16 protein-coding genes and 1 CRISPR repeat array (1 of these 17 cut by a window edge) are annotated in these 23888 nt (G+C 34.9%); of the genes, 15 read left to right on the top strand and 1 reads right to left on the bottom strand.

Going from position 1 to position 23888, the window contains the following annotated elements; all coding sequences use genetic code 11:
* The first annotated feature begins 745 nt into the window (after positions 1-745).
* The 6 genes from MSWAN_RS07080 (at position 746) to MSWAN_RS07055 (ending at position 8787) form a co-directional block, all read left to right on the top strand.
* Positions 746-1549, top strand: coding sequence for an isopentenyl phosphate kinase (locus tag MSWAN_RS07080; protein WP_013825941.1), 804 nt, complete (start codon positions 746-748; stop codon positions 1547-1549).
* Positions 1550-1563: 14 nt separating this feature from the next.
* A complete protein-coding gene (gene fni / locus MSWAN_RS07075; RefSeq protein ID WP_013825940.1) occupies positions 1564-2619 on the top strand; it encodes a type 2 isopentenyl-diphosphate Delta-isomerase in 1056 nt (351 codons plus the stop codon).
* Entirely contained in the window at positions 2616-3968 is a 1353-nt protein-coding gene (locus MSWAN_RS07070) for an RNase J family beta-CASP ribonuclease (protein ID WP_013825939.1), read from the top strand. The genes fni and MSWAN_RS07070 overlap by 4 nt, the downstream gene beginning before the upstream one ends.
* A gap of 89 nt (positions 3969-4057) precedes the next feature.
* A complete protein-coding gene (gene idsA / locus MSWAN_RS07065) occupies positions 4058-5044 on the top strand; it encodes a short chain isoprenyl diphosphate synthase IdsA (protein ID WP_013825938.1) in 987 nt (328 codons plus the stop codon).
* Between the two features lie 522 nt (positions 5045-5566).
* A complete protein-coding gene (locus tag MSWAN_RS07060) occupies positions 5567-7273 on the top strand; it encodes a glutamate--tRNA ligase (RefSeq protein WP_013825937.1) in 1707 nt (568 codons plus the stop codon).
* Positions 7274-7551: 278 nt separating this feature from the next.
* Positions 7552-8787: an LL-diaminopimelate aminotransferase gene (locus MSWAN_RS07055; protein WP_013825936.1), complete on the top strand. Its 1236-nt coding sequence runs from the start codon at positions 7552-7554 to the stop codon at positions 8785-8787.
* Positions 8788-9068: 281 nt separating this feature from the next.
* Here the strand turns inward: MSWAN_RS07055 and MSWAN_RS07050 are convergent, their stop codons facing one another.
* Complete coding sequence (locus tag MSWAN_RS07050; RefSeq protein WP_052296851.1) at positions 9069-9458, bottom strand: DUF2283 domain-containing protein; 390 nt, start codon at positions 9456-9458, stop codon at positions 9069-9071.
* Between the two features lie 142 nt (positions 9459-9600).
* Here MSWAN_RS07050 and MSWAN_RS07045 point away from each other — a divergent pair, with 142 nt between their 5' ends.
* The 9 genes from MSWAN_RS07045 (at position 9601) to cas2 (ending at position 19612) form a co-directional block, all read left to right on the top strand.
* Positions 9601-11067 carry a flippase gene (locus MSWAN_RS07045; protein ID WP_013825934.1) on the top strand — a complete coding sequence of 489 codons (1467 nt, stop codon included), beginning with the start codon at positions 9601-9603 and terminating at the stop codon, positions 11065-11067.
* Positions 11068-11744: 677 nt separating this feature from the next.
* Entirely contained in the window at positions 11745-13118 is a 1374-nt protein-coding gene (gene cas8a1, locus MSWAN_RS07040) for a type I-B CRISPR-associated protein Cas8b1/Cst1 (protein WP_013825933.1), read from the top strand.
* Entirely contained in the window at positions 13119-14117 is a 999-nt protein-coding gene (cas7i, locus tag MSWAN_RS07035) for a type I-B CRISPR-associated protein Cas7/Cst2/DevR (RefSeq protein WP_013825932.1), read from the top strand. It begins immediately after the preceding gene.
* Positions 14114-14731: a type I-B CRISPR-associated protein Cas5b gene (gene cas5b / locus MSWAN_RS07030; protein ID WP_013825931.1), complete on the top strand. Its 618-nt coding sequence runs from the start codon at positions 14114-14116 to the stop codon at positions 14729-14731. Before cas7i ends, cas5b begins: the two co-directional genes overlap by 4 nt.
* 9 nt (positions 14732-14740) lie before the next feature.
* Complete coding sequence (locus MSWAN_RS07025; RefSeq protein ID WP_013825930.1) at positions 14741-16951, top strand: CRISPR-associated helicase/endonuclease Cas3; 2211 nt, start codon at positions 14741-14743, stop codon at positions 16949-16951.
* Between the two features lie 59 nt (positions 16952-17010).
* On the top strand, positions 17011-17736 hold the full coding sequence (cas6, locus tag MSWAN_RS07020; RefSeq protein WP_013825929.1) for a CRISPR-associated endoribonuclease Cas6: 726 nt from the start codon (positions 17011-17013) through the stop codon (positions 17734-17736).
* Entirely contained in the window at positions 17729-18283 is a 555-nt protein-coding gene (gene cas4 / locus MSWAN_RS07015) for a CRISPR-associated protein Cas4 (protein ID WP_013825928.1), read from the top strand. Before cas6 ends, cas4 begins: the two co-directional genes overlap by 8 nt.
* 115 nt (positions 18284-18398) lie before the next feature.
* Positions 18399-19343, top strand: coding sequence for a type I-B CRISPR-associated endonuclease Cas1b (gene cas1b, locus MSWAN_RS07010; RefSeq protein WP_048188005.1), 945 nt, complete (start codon positions 18399-18401; stop codon positions 19341-19343).
* A gap of 5 nt (positions 19344-19348) precedes the next feature.
* Complete coding sequence (gene cas2 / locus MSWAN_RS07005) at positions 19349-19612, top strand: CRISPR-associated endonuclease Cas2 (RefSeq protein ID WP_013825926.1); 264 nt, start codon at positions 19349-19351, stop codon at positions 19610-19612.
* Positions 19613-19964: 352 nt separating this feature from the next.
* A CRISPR array of direct repeats spans positions 19965-23888; the repeat unit is 30 nt; unit sequence GTTAGAATCAGACTATTTTAGGATTGAAAT; it runs 1339 nt beyond the window's last position.

Here is a 23888-nt window from a genome sequence, read left to right as displayed (position 1 = left end):
AACATCTGATAACGCTCACGTTGATTTAATCGATTAAAAATTAAATCAATATCACTAAAAGATTTAGATTTATTAGCTATATTGGAAATTACATTATTATTCCGATTGTAGATTAGATTGAAGTTTACATTGGTTTGGATTATACTATAATTCGATGAAGTAGATTGAATAGATTGAAATTTACATTAGTTTGAAACTTTACAAAATTTCTTTAAAAAATCCTTTAAAAATTTAATAACTAAATGAGATTTTACCTATCAAATTCATAAAACTCACAATTATAATCAATGAACTAAATTTAAGTAAATAAATTTGATTTAAAGTTGGACATTAACTTAAAAATGAGTTTAAAATAGATTTGGGCAACTAATTTAGAATAGATATTAAATTAAAATGAGTTTAAGTGGCTTTGATCGATTTAAAATTAAAATTAGGTTAAAAAATAAAGATTAGAATCAAATTCATTCACAATTTAATTCATTAAATGAAAATTAAATTAGAAATAGAAAAATCTTCAAATTAATTCAAAAATAAAATGGAAATTTAAATTCAAAAATAAATGATGTCAAATGAATTAAATTAGAATTAGAGTAGAATTACAGTGGATTAAAATGAATTAAATCAATTAAAAAATCAACTAAGTCAATAAAATCAATTAAAACCAAAAATTGATTGTAAAAACTGTTGATACAAAAAAAACCTGTTGATAATAGAATGATGGCAAAAACTTAAGGGTGTTACTCAATTGATAATCCTAAAACTCGGTGGAAGCGTTATAACCAGAAAAGATTCGGCAACACCACTGCTGGATCATGAAAATCTCAGTAGAATAGCAAAGGAAATATCAGACTCATCATACGATGAACTAATAATAGTGCACGGTGCAGGCTCTTTTGGTCATCCATATGCCAAAGAGTACAGCATAGGCGAAAAAATAGAAACTGAAGAAGAACTTCAGAAAAAAAAGCTCGGATTCTGCATAACCCAGAACTCTGTGAAGAACCTGAACAGTCTGGTTTGTGAAAACTTAAGAGAACATGGAATTTTAGCAGTATCAATCCAGCCCTCATCATTTGTTGTAACAAAAAATAAGAGAATATATCACGCTAATTTGGATTTAATTAAAAAATACCTAGATCTAGGTTTCGTACCTGTCCTGTATGGAGACACAGTTCTTGATCTGGACGAAAGCATTAAAATGGCCATATTATCAGGAGATCAGATAATAAACTATCTTGGAGAAAAATTAAAGCCGAATAGAGTTATTCTGGGTTCTGATGTTGATGGAATATACGATAAAAATCCTAAAAAATATCCTGACGCAGAACTCGTGCAGGTGGTTACATCTTCTGAGGATCTGGAGTCAACAGAAGGCACAGGAACTGTTGACGTTACAGGGGGCATGGGAGGTAAACTCAAAGAACTCCTGAGCCTTGCAGAAATAGGAATTGAATCGCAAATTTTGAATGCAGGTCACGATAATCTCGTAAAAAAAGCCATAAATGGTGAAAAAGGAATTGGAACTTTGATTAAAAGTAAAAAAAAATGAAAAGGACGTAAAAAATGATTTCAAATAGAAAATTAGAACATTTACAGTTATGTCTGCACAGCGATGTGGAGTACAAGAAAAAAACAGGATTTGAGGATATAGAACTCATCCACAAAGCCCTTCCCGAGGTGAATAAAGAAAAAATAGACTTATCTGCAAATTTTTTCGGGAAGAAAATGGATGCACCCATAATAATCTCTGCAATAACCGGAGGACATCCTGAATCCCTTAAAATTAACAGAGAACTTGCAAAGGCCGCAGACAAACTCAACATAGGAATGGGCGTTGGAAGCCAGCGTGCAGCAATTGAAAACCCTGAACTTGCACCAACATACACGGTTGTAAGGGATGAAGCACCAGACGCATTTATACTGGGGAATATCGGCGCGCCACAGATAGAATATGCGGAAAAAGCCGTTGCTATGATGGATGCAGATGCCCTAGCAATACATTTAAACCCCTTACAAGAGGCAATCCAGCCAGAGGGAGATGTGGATGCAACAGGATATATTGAGTCCATAAAGAAGATTTCTGAGACAGTTGACATACCTATTGTAGTTAAAGAAACAGGAGCCGGCATCAAAGCAGAAGATGCATTAGCCCTTGAAAATGCAGGCGCAGATGCCATAGATGTTGCAGGGGCTGGTGGAACCAGTTGGGCTGCAGTTGAAACTTACAGAGCTCAGGACCACCACCTTGGAGAAGCCTTCTGGGATTGGGGAATACCAACCGCAGTGAGCACTATCGAGGTTTTAGAATCTGTTAAATTACCAGTAATATCATCCGGAGGAATAAGAACCGGATTAGACGCAGCAAAAGCACTTGCATTAGGTGCTAGCGCTGTTGGAATAGCATCACCATTATTAAAAGAAGCTTATACAGGACATGAGTCCGTTATAACAGCAATTGAGAGGTTTAAAGAGGAACTTCGTGTTGCAATGTTCCTTGTCGGGGCATCAAACATAGAGGACCTTAGAAAATCAGATCTCATAATAAAAGGAAATACAAAAGAATGGCTCACAGAAAGGGGCTTTAATACTAAAAAATACGCGAGGAGATTAATAGAATGAGCGTTGAAATAATAGCAGTTGGCGGATATGAAGAAGTAGGTAAAAACATGTCCGCCGTCAAGGTCGGCGACGACGTTGTAATATTTGATATGGGAATTCACCTTGATAGGATTCACATTCACGAAGATACAGACATAGCAAGGATGCATAGTTTAGATTTAATTGAAAGGGGAATAATACCAGACGACACCCTCATGAAGGATGTTGACGGTAAGGTAAGGGCAATAGTTTTCACCCACGGCCACCTGGACCATATAGGAGCAGTTGCAAAACTCGCACACAGATACGAGGCACCAATAATCGCAACACCCTACACATTGGGACTGATAGAGAGGACCATCAAGGGAGAGAAAAAGTTCAACGTTACAAACCCACTTCAAGTCCTGAACGCCGGTGAAAAATGCCAGATATCCCCTGACATAACCCTGGAATTTGTTGGAACAACTCACAGTATACCTCATGTGGTTACCGCAGCACTCCATACCTCAGAAGGTATAATAGTCTACGCAAACGACTTTAAATTCGACAACCACCAGACACTTTCCCCACCACCAAACTACCAGAGGTTCAGGGAACTTGGAAGAAAAGGAGTACTGGCACTCATAGTTGAGACAACCAACGCAGCCAACTACGACGAAGTTAAAACCCACTCTGAGAAGGTGGCCAGGATCCTGCTCAAGGATACCATGGAAGAGCCTCTCAAAGGAAATGACGGAATGATTGTCACAACATTCTCGTCCCATATAGAAAGGATCCAGGCAATATGTGACGTTGCTAATCAAAGCAACCGTAAAATCCTCCTCCTTGGAAGATCAATGGAACGTTACTGTTCAATGGCAGAAAAATTGGGAATAATAAACCTCCCAAAAACAGCAAGTGTATATGGAAGCCCAAAAGCAGTTAACAGGGCTCTTGCAAGGGCTGATGAGAAAAGGTCAGATTACGTTCTTATCACAACAGGCCATCAGGGCGAGCCAGATGCACTCCTGCCACGTATTGCAAACGGAAAAACACAGTTCACTGTAAAACCCGGGGACAACGTTGTGATATCCGCATCTGTCATACCAAACCCAATGAACATAGCCAACCGTAACCTGATGGAGCGAAGACTTAAATCATGTGGTGCAAGAATATTTCCTAACGTCCATGTTTCAGGACATGCTGGACGTGAAGATCACCGTGATTTTATCAGGATGCTCAACCCAGAAAATATCATACCATCCCACGGAGACCTCCAAATGTTATCAGCTTACACAGAACTTGCTGAAGAAGAGGGCTACAAACTGGGTGACAACCTCCACATCTTAAGAAATGGACAGGCACAAGTTTTTAATGATGGATCAGATTAGTAATGGATTAAAGCTAATGAGGGATTATTAGTAATGGATTAATCGGATGAGAGATTATTAATAATGAACTAAGCTAATGAGGGATAATAATGGAAGTAATCGACATTTTAAAGAAGTACTCCACAATTGTAGATGAAGAGATCGATAAGTCACTGAACACAGTCGACCCAGAAAAACTTCAAAAAGCATCAGAACATCTGATAAAAGCCGGCGGAAAAAAAATCCGCCCGGCACTTGTCATATTAACATGTCAAGCTGTTGGTGGAAATGTAGAAGAAGCCCTGAAAACAGCAGCAGCAGTTGAATTGATACACACCTTTTCACTCATCCACGACGATATCATGGATGAAGATAATATGAGAAGGGGAAAACCATCGGTACACGTTCTATGGGGTGAGCCAATGGCAATCCTTGCAGGGGACACACTCTTTTCCAAGGCATTTGAAACAATTCTTGAAACCAGAATCGACGGTGTATCATACGAAAGAGTTGTGGGCACCCTTAAAACTGTAGTAGATTCATGTACAAAGATCTGCGAAGGACAGGCATTTGACATGTGTTTTGAAGGAAACTTCGATGTAGCTGAAGAGGAGTACATGCAGATGATCTACATGAAAACAGGTGCACTCATAGCAGCAGCAACCAAATCCGGCGCAATAGTTGGAGGCGGAAGTCCCGAACAGGTTGAAGCCCTTGCAGAGTACGGTAGACTTATAGGATTGGCATTCCAGATTCAGGACGACTACCTCGACGTTGTAAGCGACGAGCAAGACATTGGAAAACCCGTTGGAAGCGATGTTGTAGAAGGTAAAATGACCCTAATGGTTGTTAACGCACTTTCAAAGGCATCTCCAGAGGATAAAACGGAGTTAATATCCATATTAAATGCTAAAAGCGATACAAATGTTGCAAGAGCCATTGAACTATTTGAAAAATATGATTCAATCAACTACACCCACAACATCTCCCTTCAAAATGTTGAAAGGGCCAAAAAGCTCCTTGATGTTGTAGACGACTCACCTGCAAAAGAAGCACTCCTCAAGATGGCAGATTTCATGCTGGAGAGGAATCATTAACAGTACTTACATAAGATAGGGAATAATTAAACCTTAAAAAATGAATGTCAACTAGGTAAGGATTTACAATCTTTATAAAAGGCAATAATTATACACCTATCAAATAAATTAATGATTTATAAATCTTGATTTCAGATGATCTATAGAAAAAATATTCCAAAGTTAATGTTTTACAAGTTAAGAAAGGATTCATGTTTTCTATTAAGAAGAATCAATGTTTTCAGTGGATTTTAAACGTATTTCAATGATTTATAAATTATTTAAATTTTAAATTTATTTTTATTCCTTTTTCAAAGTTTTATTTCATAATTTTTTACATTTTATAACTCAAAATAAAAAGAATTTTAACCATTATTAAAATATTTAAAAAACCATAAAGAGTCTTATAGATTTTAATTAAAAATTATTTAATTGCATTATAATGAAATATGTATTTTAAAAATTGAATATTTCTACCGATTCAAATAAATAAAAAATATTATAAGAAATTCATGTAATTTAAAACTTTAAAAGTGATTCTAAATGAGTGGCAACGACCTTGAAGAAATTGTATACAAAAATGCATTGATAAATGCCGTGAAACATAAAGGTAAAGCACATCCAGGTTCTGTAATTGGCTCCATAATGAGTTCCCATGCAGAACTTCGATCCCATGCCAAAGAAGTAGGTTCAGCAGCTGGAAAGATAGTTGCAAAGGTAAATGCAATGGATCCAGAGCTTCAAAAATCAGAGCTTGAAAAACTCGGTGGACTGAAAGAGGAAAAAAAGAAGGTTGAGGAGAAGGGACTTTCAGACCTGCCTGATGTTGAAGGTGAAGTTGTTCTCAGATTCGCCCCAAATCCATCGGGCCCCCTACATATAGGACATGCAAGAGCCGCAGTCCTCAACAGTGAATACGTTAAACGTTACGGAGGTAAGCTTATCTTGAGGATCGAAGACACAGACCCTCGAAGGGTTGACCCTGAAGCTTACCAAACCATAGAGGAAGACCTGAAGTGGCTGGGATTTAACTGGGATGAAAAATTCATCCAAAGCGACCGTATGGAGATATACTACAAGTACGCTGAAGAGCTCATAAAACTGGGCCAGGCCTACATGTGCACCTGCAACGGCGCTGATTTTAAAAAACTCAAGGACGAATCCAAACCATGCCCATGCAGGAATCTTTCCGTGGAAGAAAACCTCGAACTCTGGAAAAAATTCGGACAAATGGATGAAGGAGACGCTGTTTTACGTGTTAAAACTGACATAAATCATAAAAACCCTGCAATAAGAGACTGGGTTGCAATGAGAATAGTTGATGAAGAACACCCACGTACAGGAAACAAGTACAGGATCTATCCCATGATGAACTTCTCAGTTGCTGTGGATGACCACCTCATGGGCATGACCCATGTGCTGAGGGGTAAAGACCATCTTGCAAACTCAGAAAAACAGAAATATCTTTACAGACATTTCGGATGGAAAATCCCGGTTTTCATACACTACGGAAGACTCAAAATGGATGATGTGGCCTTAAGCACATCCAAAGCAAGGGCAGGAATAGAAGACGGTACATACACAGGCTGGGACGACCCAAGACTCGGAACAATAAGGGCAATAGCACGTCGTGGAATAAAAAGAGGTGCACTTTATGAGTTGATGGTTGAGATCGGTTCCAAAATGGCAGATGCAACAGTGAGCTGGAAGAAGGTTTACGGACTCAACCGCTCAATTATTGAGGACTCATCAGACAGGTACTTCTTCGTTGGAAAACCTGTGAAGGTGCAGATAGCAAACCTACCCGAAGAAGAGGAAGGTACGATAAAAAGACACCTTCATCCAAACTTCCCTGAAAGAGGTGACCGTGAAATTCCATTCACAGGCAAGGTTTACCTTACGCTTGATGATGTATCAAGAACAGGAAAGGGAATTTTAAGGTTGATGGATGCTGTGAACATACGATTTAAAGAGGGTTCATGCAAATGCTGCGGTGAAAAGATAGCAGTTTACCACAGTTCAAACCTTGAAGAAGCCCGGGAAGCTGGTGCACACATAGTTCAGTGGGTTCCAGTTGCAAAATCCATTGTTGCAGATGTTGTAATGCCAGATGCATCGGTTGTATCAGGTTTTATCGAGCCTGCAGCTTCCAAACTTAAAGTTGACGATATTGTCCAGCTTGAAAGATTCGGATTTGCAAGGGTTGATGAGGTCGGTGACAAAATAAGGTTCTACTTCACCCATAAATGAGGATTGAGGAGTTTGAAATTCAGCCCGTGAATTAAAGTTCTTACTTCATTTATAAATGGATGGAAGAGTTTGAAGTTCGGTCTGGATGAGTTAGATAAATTATAATTCAACTGAACTTAAATATCGGATATCCGACTATTTTAATTCTTTTTTTGAATAGGTTTTATAAATCTGAAGAGAAAAAATAAACTACACTTAAGATTTATTTCACAATTAACAATTAGCTAAAAAATGATTCACAAATTTATGATTAGCTAAAAAATGGAGAGATTTTTTAAATGGCAGTAAAAATCAATGAAAACTACCAGTTACTTAAAAGCAACTATATATTTGCTGAAATAGCCCACAGGGTTGATAAATTTCAAGAAGAAAACCCCGACGCCCAGATAATTAAAATGGGAATCGGAGATGTAACCCGCCCACTACCTAAAGCTGTGGTGGACAAGTTCAAAGAAGCAGTCGAAGAAATGGGTAATTCCGAGACATTCAGGGGCTACGGTCCAGAACAGGGCTACTCTTTTTTAATAAAAGAAATAATCGAAAAAGACTACGCACCTTTAGGAATCGAACTATCAGAAGATGAAGTTTTCATAAGCGACGGTGCAAAGTGCGACACAGGAAACATACAGGAAATATTCGGCCTTGACAATATCGTGGCAGTCACAGATCCAGTTTACCCGGTTTACGTGGAAAGCAACGTGATGGCAGGAAGAAGCGGACCAATGAACGAGGAAGGCCGTTACGAGGGAATGGTCTACCTACCATGCACCGAGGAAAACGAATTTGTCCCTGAACTTCCAAAAACACACGTCGATCTCATTTACCTCTGCTTCCCAAACAACCCAACAGGAATGACATTGACCAGAGATGAGCTGGCCAAATGGGTGGAATACGCAAGAAAAAACGATTCAATAATCCTTTTCGATGCCGCCTACGAGTCATACATAACAGAAGACGACGTACCCCACAGCATCTATGAAATTGAAGGTGCTTGGGATGTTGCAATTGAATTCAGGAGCTTCTCTAAAAATGCAGGTTTCACAGGTACACGCTGTGCATTCACAGTTGTGCCGAAGGAAATAATGGCTGTAGACTCACTGGGCAACCAGCAGTCTGTAAACCCATTATGGAACAGGAGGCAGACAACCAAGTTCAATGGTGTATCTTACCCTGTTCAGGTTGCAGCCAAGGCAGTTTACTCAAAGGAAGGGCAGAAGGAGATCAGAGAATCAATTGATTACTACATGAAAAATGCAGAGATCATAAGAGAAAGCCTTAAAACCGTTGGTTTAAAGGTCTACGGTGGAGTTAACTCCCCATATATCTGGGTGAAAACCCCTAACAACATGGATTCCTGGGAGTTTTTCGATTTACTCTTGAAAGAGGCCAACGTTGTGGGAACACCGGGTGTAGGATTCGGACCAAGCGGAGAGGGTTACTTCAGGATAACTGCATTCAACACTCTGGAGAACACCAAGGAAGCTATGGAAAGATTGTCCAAGCTTGAGATTTAAGGGGTTTCCTATTTTTTTTATTTTAATTTTTTTTCTTATTTAACCTAGTAATCAGATATGCTGAAGAGATTTTAAAAGAAGAATTCAATAAAATTATAATAGAATTTCTTAAGGCACAACTTTGAACCGTGTTGGGTTCACTATTAGAAATGAACCGTATTGAATTCATTATTAAAAATAAATTATGATGTATTCAATGTAAAGAATGAACCATAACAGATTCAATTACTGATTTTGTTGAGATTTAATCAAAAGAGAAAAATTGTATGAAAATAAAAAATTTATGCAACAGCAGCAAAATGGGTTGCACATGAAGGTAAGTTGATAGAATTTTCACCTTCAGCATTCAATTCTAAAGGGGTAGGTTTATTCCTTATATTAATATTAAAAGCTGCTTTAATGCGGATATAATCTTTTCCAATTTCTATATTCATATTAAGCCCTAATGGCTTTCTTAAATTGAGTCGAGCAGTGTTGAATCTTTTTGAAGCATGAAGTATTTCCATAGCAACAGGGACATTTGATTCATCAAAATCGAGTATTAAGTCGTTATCTAAACGTAATGACCTTTTGTAATCGTAATCATCAGTAATGTATAAAAATAATGAATCATTTTGATAGTCATAATCATAGTCCATATCAAATGATAGTTCAACATTGCTTTTTTTCATAGATAACACCATTTATTCATTATATGTTGTTACTAACCTTATGGATTTTTTGATTGGGTCATGAATTACAACAATTATAATAATCGTATTGTTTCTTTTATGATAATTATATTTAAGTTCAAATTCATTTTTATTTTTTGTTCTGTTTAGAATAGGTGGTTACCTTTACAGAGTACTAATACAATATTTATTAGGTGTATCTGGATACGGTATTGTAAGTCTTGTTCTTCCTTTACAAAATGTTTTGGTATTAATTACTTCTGCGGGAGTTCCTCCGGCTGTAGCAAAATATGTGGCTGAATATCATGCTAAAAATGATGATTATATGGTCAAGATGGTTATTAAAACCTCTGCAAAAATTATGCTTATAACGAGTGTTTTTGCCACCTTACTTATTTTCTTGTTAGCAAATCCTTTAGCACCCATTTTGCACTGGCAGCCCAATATTATAATTCTTTTTCAGATAATTGGATTAATTACACCTTTCAGTATAATTTTAGGTTTAGTAAGAGGCATATTTCAAGGTTATCAAGATATGAACTCTATTCTTTTAAGTAGAGCCGTTGAACAAGTATTTGTGATAATATTAGCAGTTAGTTTGATATTGTTGGGTTGGTACGTTTTAGGTGCAGTTATTGGTACTATAATAGAATTTGCTACAGCAGCAGTTGTTTCATTATTACTGTTCAAAGAAAAAATATGGAAAGATATCAAAGGCGCCAAGAAAACATTAAATCATTTTGAAGAACTTGGTTTGGCTAAAAAACTTTTGATATTTTCATTACCTGTTACTATAGTTGGACTGGCTGAACTGGCTTTATTTGATACGGGAACTTATATCATTAACATATTTTTGAATGAAACCTATGTGGGGTATTATAATATTGTCAGCCCTGTTTCAAGACTTGCACTCGTAATATCATCATCACTTGCGGTTGCCATGCTTCCCGCCACCTCTGAAGCTTTAAGTCTCAATAATAAAAATATGATTAAAAAATATGTTGCACATTCTTATAGATACATGATTTTAGTTCTTATTCCTTTATGTGTAATTATTATACTTTTTTCCAAGCCAATCTTAGCTATCATGTTTCCAGGTGCTCCTTTAGCCTATCTTTTTGCAGGCGGTGCTCTGAAGATTCTGATAGTAGCAATGGCGTTTTTCTCAATTTATGTAGTGTCATCAAGTATTTCACAAGGATTGGGGAAACCATATCTTCCAATGTACTTTTTAATCTTGGGAAGTATTGTGAATCTGGTGTTAACAGTAGCACTTGTTCCATTATATGGTTTAAATGGAGCAGCAGTGGCCACAGCAGTGGCCACATTCTTGATCATGATATTTACAACGCGAAAAATTCTTATAATAACCAATTCTCAATTACCTTTTGTTAATTTGGCTAAAATAATATTTGCTTCAGTTTTAATGGGTATAATAATTGGATTAATCCCTAAAACAGTTATGGGGCTATTAATTGCACTGTTAATTTTTCCTTATACATATATCTTCATATTGGCATTTACTGGTGCTTTAGAAAAGAGAGATTTAACTATTTTAAATAAGTTTGGATATAAATTAGGGCCATTATCTGGGCCTTTCATGAAATAAACAGATTACTAGAGAAATTTGTCTAAGATTTATATAGTATTTTCAATCCAATTTAAGGGGGTTTATGCCAAATTGGAGGGATTAACCCCTAAAATAGGGGAAGCATCACTTAAGATTGAGGACACTATAAAAAAAATCAAAAAAATGTTTTAAAAGATATTTAAACCCTAAAAAACCTTATTCTAATTTTAAAGCATATTTCCAGGGTTACTGATGGCACTAACAGAACCATACACATGAATGCATTTCAATCCTAAAATAGTCTGATTTTAGATTTTAACAAATAAATTCAGGTCTTTCATTCCATTTTATGTTTCAATCCTAATTTAGTCTGATTCCATTTTTAATTTTTGTATTCCCAATTTAAATAGTTGATACTATAAATATTTTATTTCCAATAAAATGGAAAGAAATCCATGAAACAAAAATATATTTATAAGATGAAGATCCATAATAAACTAAATAGTATGATGATAGTTGTAAAGTAGATCAGTACACCTTAAACCATGAAGATTTATATAGTTTAATGGAGTATTCTTATTCAGAACTCTATAAGTTATTATATGATCTTATTGTCTTAATAACTTGTGAACTAACTTGAATTAAGATTAATAGCTACGACAATTGGAAATTAAAAAAAAATTCAATTGAACTTAGTTTGAAAGGAACTGATAAAAATGTCTAATGAAATAATATACAAATTCACTGGTAACCCTTTTGTTGATGCCGGAATTTGGGCTTTGAGCCGATGGAATGATAAAAAACCTGAAGAATTAGACAAAGATGACCTTAAAAAAGCTGCAGAAGATATTTTTGATACAGTATATTCACATAAAAAGTGGTATAGTTCTATCCTCCATGGAATGGTTTTTCCAAATGGAAAGGTTTCAAATCCTGGAGATTTTAAAAAACCATTGGAAGAACGTAAAAAAAAGGTTATGGAACATTTTAATGGATTAATTGATGAGATAACTTTCTTAAACGACCAGGGTTCTTGTATTGCTTGTGGAAGACGAAATATCCAAAGAAGGTTTTTTAAATCAGAGATACCATTGACAGGTTCCGGAAAAATGTTAAATTATTTTTCTTTTGCATCAGAGGGTGCTGATTACTGCTCTGCATGTGCTTTTGCAGTTCAATTTTCGCCTTTGTTGATGTATAAATGTGGAGATCTTTTATTATTCCATTCTGATTCTAAATCACTAATGAAAATATGGTCAAAAAAAAGTATTCATAACTTGAAAGGAAACGCACTGGCAGGGTGCTTTGATGAAGGATATAAAAATGTTAAAAATGCTTTTTTCCACATTATAACTGATATGATTGTTCGTGTGAATGAGCGAGCTATTGAAAATGAAGTTTCAATAACTTTTTATCGTTTCAAAAATTTTAATCAAGGAGCTAATTTAGATATATTTCATTTTCCATTAACAGTTTTCAAATTTTTAGCAGATATTCAGCAAGATGAACATAGTGCGGAATGGAACAAAGTCGTAAAAAGAGGATATCAATTTGTTGATTGGGAAAATGTGAAAGAAGAAGGAGACTATAAAAATAAAAAAAATCTTGTTTATAACAATCTTTTAGAAGGAAAATCCATCATTGGATTTTTTATTGATAAAAAAAACAAGGAAGCAATTGGAGGATGGGATTTAATTAGAAATTATTTGGTAGGGGTGTTAAATATGGATGAAAAAAGGATAGGTGTGATAAAAGAAGTTGCAGATGAACTTGCAGAATATATAGAAACTGCTGATGATACGAAAACTCTGAAAAAACTTGAAACAGCCAGTAATTACAAAAATTATCGTAATATACTTAGGATTATTATCAAAAAAAGGATAGAGAAAGGTATTGAAGATCCATTATTCACATTTGATGATTATGTTAATCATCTTTTTCCAGAAGGCAGTTTAACCTGGAGGGAAACTCAGGATTTGATTTTATTCAGGATCTATGAAAAATTGCAACCATGGATAATTGAACAGGGAAAACAAGATGAAATATTAACATCGGCTGAAATGGAAGAAGAAATTCAGGAGGAAGAATAAATGTCAAAGACTATAGTAGGTTTCATGTTGGTTGATGCACCGCACTCAGCGCTCAATAATGCTGGTGCAGATGCTGGGGAGAGAACAGATAACATTGTAAGGGTCAAAGCAATTCAGAAAGGGAAAAAAAAATACCCCTATGTTTCAGGACAGGCTTTGAGGTATTGGTGGAGAGATACATTAGAGCAGAGGTTTGGTTGGAAAATGTCCCCTATAAGTCGAGAAAAGAAAATAGCATTTACAAGTGCAAATCCAATCGATTACGATGATGATGATGTTTTTGGATATATGAGAGCTTTAAAAGCAAAAGAAGGAGGAACAGTGACACGGGTATCTCCGTTGAAAAACTCACCACTAATTTCGGTAATAAACCAAGCTCCAACCCAAGATTTTGGTGTTATGGCTCGTCATGAAGGTAATCCCGTACCTTATGAACATGAATTTTATTCAACAGTCTTAAAAGGCATATTCTCAGTTGATCTGGACAGTTTAGGTGTATTCTATTCAACTGAAAAAACAGGCTACAAAAATATGCATCAAAAACTTGAAGAAATAGCTGAAGAACGGGGATTATCCCATGAAAAAGAAAGTAAGAAATGGACAATGCCTCATGATGTGAGAACAAGAAGAGCTCAGGATGTTATTAAATCTCTTCCTTATCTTCAAGGTGGAGCAAAATTAACATCCCATCTGACTGATGTTTCTCCAAAATTCATAGTTCTGGCTGCAATTGACGGTGGCAACCACATATTTATGAACATAGCAAAAGAAGAAGATAGGGAAGCAATAATTGATATTGAAGCACTTAAAGAAGTTATAACTGAGTACGATGATTCATTACTCACAGATGTTTACGTGGGGCGTAGAAAGGGATTCATGGACGAGTTAGAAGAACCTCTTACAAAATTAGCTGGAGAAAATAGTAAAATACACGTGGGAACAATCAAAGAGACTGTGGATCAGTTTTCAGATAAAATTCCAGAGCTGATGAAAGAATGAAAGCATTAAGAGTTCTGATTAAAGGTTGGGTAACCTCTTTCAGGTACCCTGCTTTTATCAGTGGGTTTCAACCTACTCTACCTGTTCCTCCATTAAGTACAATTTATGGCCTTATATCTGCAGCTAAAGGGGAGTTAGTTACTCCTGAAGATCTTTCAATAGGATACGTCTTTAAGCATGATGGAAAGGCAGTTGACCTTGAGACAATATATGAGTTATCTGGTTTGAAAGGTAAATCAAACGTTATAAAAAGAGAATTTTTGGTGGATCCTGAGATCTATCTATATTTAGATGATCCAGAATACAAAAAATACTTTGAACACCCCCATTACCCTATCCTGCTTGGACGTTCCACAGATCTTATGAATATCACTGAAATCAAAGAAGTAGAACTGGCAAAAAAGGCCAATGTAAAACTTGGAAAAACTATTTTACCTTTTGGTTTAAATGGGGCTTATGGAACCATTCAAGCATTACCGACCCATTTTACAGATACAATACCAAGAAAAGCAGCAGGTACTAAACCTTTCATATTAATGAATCAGTTTTTTGACTATTCCAATGAATGTTGCTATGATGAAGAAATGGATTGGGGAGTTTGGTTCCATAGGTAGGTGTTTTAAATGGATTTATTGGCAAAACCCGATGAAACAATATTGGAACATACAGAAAATACTTTAAAAGTTTTTAAGAGTATTAAACAAGCATATCCTAATATCCCGGAGTTATGTGGAGTTGATGGTTTTTGGGAGCATCTTTTTTACTCCTTATTTTTACATGATTTTGGAAAGGGAGCTATTGGATTTCAGGAAATGCTTGAAAGAGGGAGTCAAAATGCGCCGTGGAAGTACCGCCATGAAATTCTCTCTGCAGGCTTTATATCTGCATTAAGTTATGACAAGATATATCAAGACGCCATAGGACTTGCAATAATAACACATCATAAAGATATAACCAAGCTTCGTGAGCGTTACAACACATTTTCAAGCCTCAATGGAAAAAAGTTATATCAAAAAAAATTATCAGAGTTAGAGCCCAATTTTGATGAGATTTCATCTTATTTTGATAAAATACCTGAATGGAGTAAAGAATACCTCGGTTATGAAGTAACTAATTTTAATAAACTCTCTTCGCCGGATGATTTGGAAGATGTTTATAAAAACGATGTTTATCCTTATTTTCAGAGATGGGAGGATGAGGAATACACGGATCTCCATGGAAAATATGGAATTTTCTTGAAAGGATTTGTAAATGCATGTGATCATCTGGCTTCTGGTTCAAGCTACGAGATTTTAAATGGAATTCCTGATATGAGATCCATCTACAACTTTCCAGAACTTCGGAAAGTTCAGGAAGAAGCCTCAAATGTTAAAGGAAGTGCATTTTTAATTTCTCCAACAGGCAGTGGCAAAACAGAAGCTTCTCTCTTATGGAGTGACAACAATCAGAGCCCAAATAAATCCAAACGTGTTTTTTACATGCTTCCGTATACAGCAAGCATAAATGCGATGTATAAAAGACTTCGGAAAGACTTTGGAAATGAAAACTTGGTAGGATTAATGCATGGTAAATCATCTTATTTTTTGTATAAAGAGTTATCTAATGATATAACTGATTATAATATTTTAAAAAACAGTATTAGGAATATTAAAGGTTTAACTAAAAAAATTTATAGGCCTTATAAAGTACTAACCCCTTTCCAAATATTAAAAGCATTTTTTGGATCTAAAGGATTTGAAATGCAGCTTTCAGAAATGACAAACGGCCTTTTTATCCTTGATGAAATACATGCTTATGATGCACATACAACATCGTTGATCCTTGAGATCCTGAAAATTCTGAAAAATAATTACAATGCAAACATCTTTGTAATGTCTGCAACTCTTCCTTCTTTTATTAAAACTCTTTTTAAAGAAAATTTAGATATTTCAACAGAAATAAAAATGGGAAAAGAAGAACTTAAGAAATTCACACGGCATGAAGTTAGTGTTGTACCAGAGGATATAATAGATAATCTTGATTTGATCATGGAAGACCTGGAAAACGATAAAAGGGTTTTGATTGTTTGTAACACGGTTTTAAGAGCTCAAGAAGTTTTTGAAGAGTTATCTGATGAAGTAGAAAATAGTGCTTTATTGCATAGTAGATTTATGCTACGTGATAGGGAAAAAATTGAAAAATCTTTAGATAATTTGGATTTACTTGTTGGTACACAGGCAATTGAAGTATCTCTGGATATAGATTATGATGTTCTATACTCTGAACCTGCCCCTATTGATGCACTGATCCAGAGATTTGGTAGGGTAAACAGAAGAAGGCGGAAAAAACTAGCTCCAGTGAATGTATTTTCTGAAGGCTCAGAAAGTGATAAATACATATATCCTCCTGAAATCGTTGAAAAAACTGTTAAAAGCCTTGAAAATGTAGGAATTTTGGATGAAGATCTTATCCAGAACCTTGTTGATGATGTTTATGGGGTGGGGTATACTGGGAAGGATAAAGAGGAATTTGAAACAGTTCAAAATCATTTTGAATCATTCAACAAACAGATAGTTCCTTTTATAAATGACAGAAATAGTGAAATGGACTTTTATTCACTTTTCAAGTCCTATGAAGTTGTTCCTATTAAATACAAACTGGATTATCTCAAAGCATTAGAAGAGAAAAAATATTTTGAGGCAATGAGTTACATACTTTCCATAAGTATAAATCAGTTTAAAAAGCTTGAAAATGAAGATAACGTGGAATTTGATAACGAAACCTATTTTGTAAACATGGTTTATGATGAAAAGCTTGGATTAAGATTAGATCTGGAAGAGAGTTCATTTGGGTAAGGAATAATACAAACTTAGGTTTTGGATAAGTTAGTTAACAATAAAATTGGTGAAAAATCATGCGTTTAAAGATAAGTTTGGCATCAGGAAATGGTGAATACAGGATTCCTTACAATTATAACTATCAACTCTCTTCATTGATCTACAGAAAGATTGCAGACCTTGATCTGGCCAGTGATCTCCATATCTCATCTGATTTTAAATTTTTTACTTTTTCTCAAATTTACGTTCCACACAGAAGAACCACCAAAAACGGCATTATCTCAAGGGATGGGAAGCTGGAGTTTTACATTTCATCTCCTAATGATTATTTGATTAAGAGTATGGTGGAAAGCTACCTTGAAGATCCCCAAGTGGTTTTTAGGGGAGACAGACTTCTTGTGGAACAGGTGGAACTTCTTAAAAAACCTGAATTCAAAAGAAGTGCAATAATGAAAACCATGAGCCCTGTGATGGCCAGAACAAAACGGGAAGATAAAATCTGGGACCTTAACCCCGGCGATCGCCAATTTTACACAGCACTTCAAGGTAATCTCCTGCGTAAGTACAGATCATTCTATGGTGATTACAATGGGGATGAGTACGTCCAAGTAGTTCCAGATATGGGTTCAGTGAAACGTAAAAGGATTACTATCAAGAAAGACGGTGTGGAAACGTATCATCGAGCTTATCAAATGTATTTCAATGTGGAAGCGGATCCAAAACTTTTAGAATTCATGTACGACTCGGGATTGGGAGAAAAAAATAGTATGGGCTTTGGAATGGTTGGAAACGAAAATGATTAGAAAGAATGATGAGTGCGAAAAGGAAATGATATCATCAAACACCCAAAAACACCCCCGAATAAGGGGAACCCAAATAAACTATTACTTCATCTGCAAGACCAAGCTCTGGCTTTTTTCCCACAACATCCAGATGGAACAGGAATCTGAAAATGTTTCAATGGGCAAACTTCTCCACAAAAAGACCTACGGCCGTGAGAAGAAGGACGTAACAATTGACAATCTTATAAGTGTGGACTTCATAAGACGCGGAGAGTATCTGGAACTCCATGAGGTTAAAAAGACCCCAAAAATGGAGGATGCCCACCGTTACCAGCTTTTATACTACATTTACTACCTCAAACATGAAAAGGGAATAGAGAAAATCAAGGGTTCCATAGACTACCCGAAGATGAGGAAAAAGGAAGCTGTGGAGCTTGATGAAACTGAAGAAGTAAGATTAAAAGAGATACTGGATGATATTGAACTGATAATTCGCGGAAATGTCCCTGAACCTGAAAAAATGAAGATATGCAGAAGGTGTGCTTACTATGAATTCTGCTGGGTTTAGAGAGTGTTCATAAATATGAACATATGTTCAGAAAACTGAACATTCATTTAAAATGTTAAATTTCATTTAATATTCTAAAAAGCCGGTGATTCACACGAAAAAGAACTACTACTTAATGTCGGACGGAATACTTAAAAGAAAGGAAAACACCCTGTATTTTGTAAATAAAGACGGTAAAAAGCCCATACCCATAAACAAGATCTACGCGATCTATGCCTACGGCTCATTGACATTTTCATCCCAGGCTGTGCATCTACTGGCCAAGGAAGGCATTGCCATACACTTTTTTAATTATTATGGATTCTACGATGGCAGTTTTTATCCCAGAGAAACTTTGCTTTCAGGAGACCTCCTTGTTAAACAGGTAGAACACTATCTCGACCCTGAAAAGAGGCTTTGGTTGGCTAAACAATTCATTGAAGGTGCTGCAGGGAATATGGAAAAGGTTCTGAGTTATTACAGTCTTGAAAATGGTATAAGTCACACATTAAATGATATTGAAGGTTCTGGCAATATAACAGAGGCCATGAACGTTGAGGCAAGGATGCGCTCAGAGTACTACTCCAAAATGGATGAAATACTGCCGGATAAATTTAAAATGGAAGGCCGAAGCAGAAGACCTCCTGAAAACATGGTGAACGCTCTTATAAGCTTTGGAAACTCCCTTGTTTATTCAACTGTTATCTCTGAAATTTATAACACCCAGCTCAACCCAACTATTTCCTACCTTCACGAACCCTCTGAAAGGAGGTACTCTCTGGCACTGGATTTAAGTGAAATGTTCAAACCAATACTGGTTGACAGGCTCATCTTTTACATGGTGAACAAGAGAATGCTGAGTGAGGATGATTTTGAAAGAGACTTGAATTATTGCCTTCTGAACGACCAGGGACGGAAAAGGTTTATCAAGAAATACGATGAAAGGCTCAAAAAAACCATAAAACACAGAGAACTCAACAGGAAAGTTTCTTACAGGCGTTTAATTCGGTTGGAAGCTTACAAGTTAATCAAGCATCTTTTAGGTACGCAGGAGTACAAACCCTTTGTGATGTGGTGGTGATCTTTGTGTACGTGATTATAGTTTACGATATCAATGTTGATCGGGTTAATAAGGTCAAATCATTTCTCAGAACCCATATGCACTGGATTCAAAACTCTGTATTTGAGGGAGAAGTTACAAAAAGTGAATTTGAGGAAATAAAATCTGGTTTGAGAAGTATTATAAATAAAAAAGAAGATTCAGTGATAATTTATTCCATGCGGAGCGAGAAAGCATTTAAACGAGGAGTTATGGGTGTTGAAAAAGCCCCTATTAATGGAATACTTTAATTTTCATTTTTTAATTTATTTAGGGCATTATACTCTTTTTTCAGAGATTTTAAACAGATATTACTGGATCGTTTATTAAGGGTTCTTCATGTATTACATAAGTTTAATCTAATATTACAACAACTTCAATTTATTTCTATTGATCTTTTTGATTCTTATTTCTACTGTAGCATCATATTTAATTCTCAAAGTAAATTTAGGGACATTTAATATTTTGTTTTGTTCAAAAAAATTCATTCAATTAATCGTTGATCCATATAAAATAATCTGTAAATTGTGGATGGATAATTTTAAGTGTGATATTGGCCAAAATATAAGCTGTATCATGGGAAATAGGCGAAATTTCGGCCCTGTTAGAATCAGACTATTTTAGGATTGAAATGATTTCTTTTGGAGTTCTTCTTTTAGCTGGTTTTTTGTTAGAATCAGACTATTTTAGGATTGAAATGTTGATCAAACAGCTACAATCAACGCTAAAGATTTGTTAGAATCAGACTATTTTAGGATTGAAATGCAACTGTAATTGTTTCTGGTATCTTCAATCTTTCAGTTAGAATCAGACTATTTTAGGATTGAAATACGCATTTTTAGCTGTTCTTTGATTTCATGTTCAACGTTAGAATCAGACTATTTTAGGATTGAAATATGTATTTTCTGCAAAAGTAGGATCCTGATCTGTTAGTTAGAATCAGACTATTTTAGGATTGAAATTTAATTTGCCCTCATAATAATCTTTAGAAGGATTAAAGTTAGAATCAGACTATTTTAGGATTGAAATATCGTAACAAGCTTATCAGATGCAACAGAGAAACAAGTTAGAATCAGACTATTTTAGGATTGAAATGCCAAATCTTCCGTGTAGTCATCTCCATAACTTAAGTTAGAATCAGACTATTTTAGGATTGAAATCAAATTTTCGGGGTTCATCTGCCAGTGGACTTTCAAGTTAGAATCAGACTATTTTAGGATTGAAATACAAGGAATAACCTTTTTTCCATCGAGTTTTTCAATGTTAGAATCAGACTATTTTAGGATTGAAATTTTGCAACCACATTCCACCTAAAAGTCCATGTTCCGTTAGAATCAGACTATTTTAGGATTGAAATCCTTGATGAGGTTGCAAGAACGGAACAAGAACTTGCAGTTAGAATCAGACTATTTTAGGATTGAAATAATGTGGCGGGTGGGCTACATTAGACCATGACATGTGTTAGAATCAGACTATTTTAGGATTGAAATTCAGTTGATACAAGTTCGGATACAACACCATTTACAGTTAGAATCAGACTATTTTAGGATTGAAATTTTGATGAATTAGAAGAAACATTGAAAAAGAAATGAGGTTAGAATCAGACTATTTTAGGATTGAAATGTTTTTTTATCATTGATTTTAAATGTGTTGTATCTTGTTAGAATCAGACTATTTTAGGATTGAAATCACCGAAACCATGAGGGCTTCAAACGCTGCAAATTGGGTTAGAATCAGACTATTTTAGGATTGAAATAGTTTATATGAGTATTTATAGAAATGGTCTTTATGAGTTAGAATCAGACTATTTTAGGATTGAAATTTCATTAAATTAATTATTTTTTCAGCTTGTTTAACCGTTAGAATCAGACTATTTTAGGATTGAAATTTAGCTATTGCACTTACATATTTACTATTTATTGTTAGTTAGAATCAGACTATTTTAGGATTGAAATATATAATATGACATATTATGAAGTTGGAGAAATTTATGTTAGAATCAGACTATTTTAGGATTGAAATAAGAGTGACCGCCCTATGACTTTGAAACAGTCTACTGTTAGAATCAGACTATTTTAGGATTGAAATTAGTATACGACCTTAGTTCCAAAGCAATTAAGGATAGTTAGAATCAGACTATTTTAGGATTGAAATCTTTTAAACATTGTTTTATTGTTCATTTATTATTTAAGTTAGAATCAGACTATTTTAGGATTGAAATGAAAAAGTATTGCTCAGAGGAACATGGGCTAACATAGTTAGAATCAGACTATTTTAGGATTGAAATACACTCTATGATAGGCTTTTATTTATGGATTAGAACGTTAGAATCAGACTATTTTAGGATTGAAATTGGGTTGTATGTCCTGAAAAAGAGGTGATACAATGGGTTAGAATCAGACTATTTTAGGATTGAAATTTCATTCATGTGTTTGTTTGGGATAATGATGATTATGTTAGAATCAGACTATTTTAGGATTGAAATTCTTTCAATCCTAATATATTTAGACGCATATAAAGAGTTAGAATCAGACTATTTTAGGATTGAAATACTTATACTTGGGAATGATAAACGTCCTATTTTTGAGTTAGAATCAGACTATTTTAGGATTGAAATAAATGCGATTGATGCAGTTGCACAAGTATATGACCATGTTAGAATCAGACTATTTTAGGATTGAAATTTCATTCATGTGTTTGTTTGGGATAATGATGATTATGTTAGAATCAGACTATTTTAGGATTGAAATTCTTTCAATCCTAATATATTTAGACGCATATAAAGAGTTAGAATCAGACTATTTTAGGATTGAAATTTTTTACTTATAAACATAAGCAAAAAGACCGCGTGAGTTAGAATCAGACTATTTTAGGATTGAAATAATTGTTATTACAAGGAAACACCAACCGATATTAAGGTTAGAATCAGACTATTTTAGGATTGAAATGAAGTGTAGAATTTTACACTTCTAACTTTTTTTTTGTTAGAATCAGACTATTTTAGGATTGAAATTCAGTTGAATTATTATCAGTTGTTTGGTTATCTGTTGTTAGAATCAGACTATTTTAGGATTGAAATGAAGTGAGGAAGGTCATGAGGTCTTACTTGATAAAATGTTAGAATCAGACTATTTTAGGATTGAAATCAACATAACTGAGCTTAAAATGGATAACTTTGATTTGTTAGAATCAGACTATTTTAGGATTGAAATGCCAGATTCGACTCTATTTGTTGGCATTTCCTGTCATGTTAGAATCAGACTATTTTAGGATTGAAATGAAAAAGCAAGGTTTCTAAGTGAACTGAAGTATCAAGTTAGAATCAGACTATTTTAGGATTGAAATTAGAGAATATACAGAAGCAACTGCTTCTATTAGATGTGTTAGAATCAGACTATTTTAGGATTGAAATATTGAGGAATGTATTAAGATTGGATTTACTGCTCTTGGTTAGAATCAGACTATTTTAGGATTGAAATATCCTGAACCTCATTACTGGTCATAGGGAATGTTAAAGTTAGAATCAGACTATTTTAGGATTGAAATTGATAAAATCGACCCTCAAGGCCTCAACTTAAATGTGTTAGAATCAGACTATTTTAGGATTGAAATTCCTTCGGAACAGGGATCATATATGAGACAACACCTGGTTAGAATCAGACTATTTTAGGATTGAAATTCGCTGATGTTGGGTTTCATCTGCAATGCTGGCATCGTTAGAATCAGACTATTTTAGGATTGAAATTTTGGTCATAAATGAGCCCGTTTCATATTTTGATTCGTTAGAATCAGACTATTTTAGGATTGAAATGCTGGAGCTTTCAACCGTATAAGTGTTGTAGAAGTCGTTAGAATCAGACTATTTTAGGATTGAAATTAATCTAATTAATTGATCTGCCCTAAAACATCCATCGTTAGAATCAGACTATTTTAGGATTGAAATTCTGCATCATTGCATTGAACATTAGAATTAGGTAATGTTAGAATCAGACTATTTTAGGATTGAAATAGCAATAATATCATCTTAAAAGAACTTGAAGGCGGGTTAGAATCAGACTATTTTAGGATTGAAATACAATTTTGGTGTTGCTGTTTGCTACTATTACAAGGGTTAGAATCAGACTATTTTAGGATTGAAATTGACAACAACCACGGAGGTCGCGTCATGCAAGATTAGTTAGAATCAGACTATTTTAGGATTGAAATACACAGATGAGTTCATTCCAAGATGTGTATGTTGGAGTTAGAATCAGACTATTTTAGGATTGAAATTCCTTATTTTTTAATATATTCTTCAGAACAATGGTTGTTAGAATCAGACTATTTTAGGATTGAAATCTTTTCAGTTCCGTTTCAACTACACTTACTGCTCGCAGTTAGAATCAGACTATTTTAGGATTGAAATGAGCCTACAAACTCTAATTCCTCATCATCAAGAGGTGTTAGAATCAGACTATTTTAGGATTGAAATCTTTCACCTAAAAGGAGCGTTCCTACTTTGAAAGCGGTTAGAATCAGACTATTTTA

Source organism: Methanobacterium paludis, from assembly GCF_000214725.1.
Lineage (GTDB): Archaea > Methanobacteriota > Methanobacteria > Methanobacteriales > Methanobacteriaceae > Methanobacterium_C > Methanobacterium_C paludis.
Note: the sequence above shows the minus strand (reverse complement) of the source record. Positions and strands in the feature narration are given on the sequence as shown.

Bases quoted from the DNA above. Each gene is read 5' to 3' on its own strand.
- MSWAN_RS07050 (WP_052296851.1), bottom strand. From the start codon at position 9,458: ATGAAAAAAAGCAATGTTGAACTATCATTTGATATGGACTATGATTAT.
- MSWAN_RS07055 (WP_013825936.1), top strand. From the start codon at position 7,552: ATGGCAGTAAAAATCAATGAAAACTACCAGTTACTTAAAAGCAACTAT.
- MSWAN_RS07070 (WP_013825939.1), top strand. From the start codon at position 2,616: ATGAGCGTTGAAATAATAGCAGTTGGCGGATATGAAGAAGTAGGTAAA.
- MSWAN_RS07025 (WP_013825930.1), top strand. From the start codon at position 14,741: ATGGATTTATTGGCAAAACCCGATGAAACAATATTGGAACATACAGAA.
- fni (WP_013825940.1), top strand. From the start codon at position 1,564: ATGATTTCAAATAGAAAATTAGAACATTTACAGTTATGTCTGCACAGC.
- cas5b (WP_013825931.1), top strand. From the start codon at position 14,114: ATGAAAGCATTAAGAGTTCTGATTAAAGGTTGGGTAACCTCTTTCAGG.
- idsA (WP_013825938.1), top strand. From the start codon at position 4,058: ATGGAAGTAATCGACATTTTAAAGAAGTACTCCACAATTGTAGATGAA.
- cas8a1 (WP_013825933.1), top strand. From the start codon at position 11,745: ATGTCTAATGAAATAATATACAAATTCACTGGTAACCCTTTTGTTGAT.
- cas6 (WP_013825929.1), top strand. From the start codon at position 17,011: ATGCGTTTAAAGATAAGTTTGGCATCAGGAAATGGTGAATACAGGATT.
- cas4 (WP_013825928.1), top strand. From the start codon at position 17,729: ATGATTAGAAAGAATGATGAGTGCGAAAAGGAAATGATATCATCAAAC.
- cas1b (WP_048188005.1), top strand. From the start codon at position 18,399: ATGTCGGACGGAATACTTAAAAGAAAGGAAAACACCCTGTATTTTGTA.
- cas7i (WP_013825932.1), top strand. From the start codon at position 13,119: ATGTCAAAGACTATAGTAGGTTTCATGTTGGTTGATGCACCGCACTCA.
- MSWAN_RS07060 (WP_013825937.1), top strand. From the start codon at position 5,567: ATGAGTGGCAACGACCTTGAAGAAATTGTATACAAAAATGCATTGATA.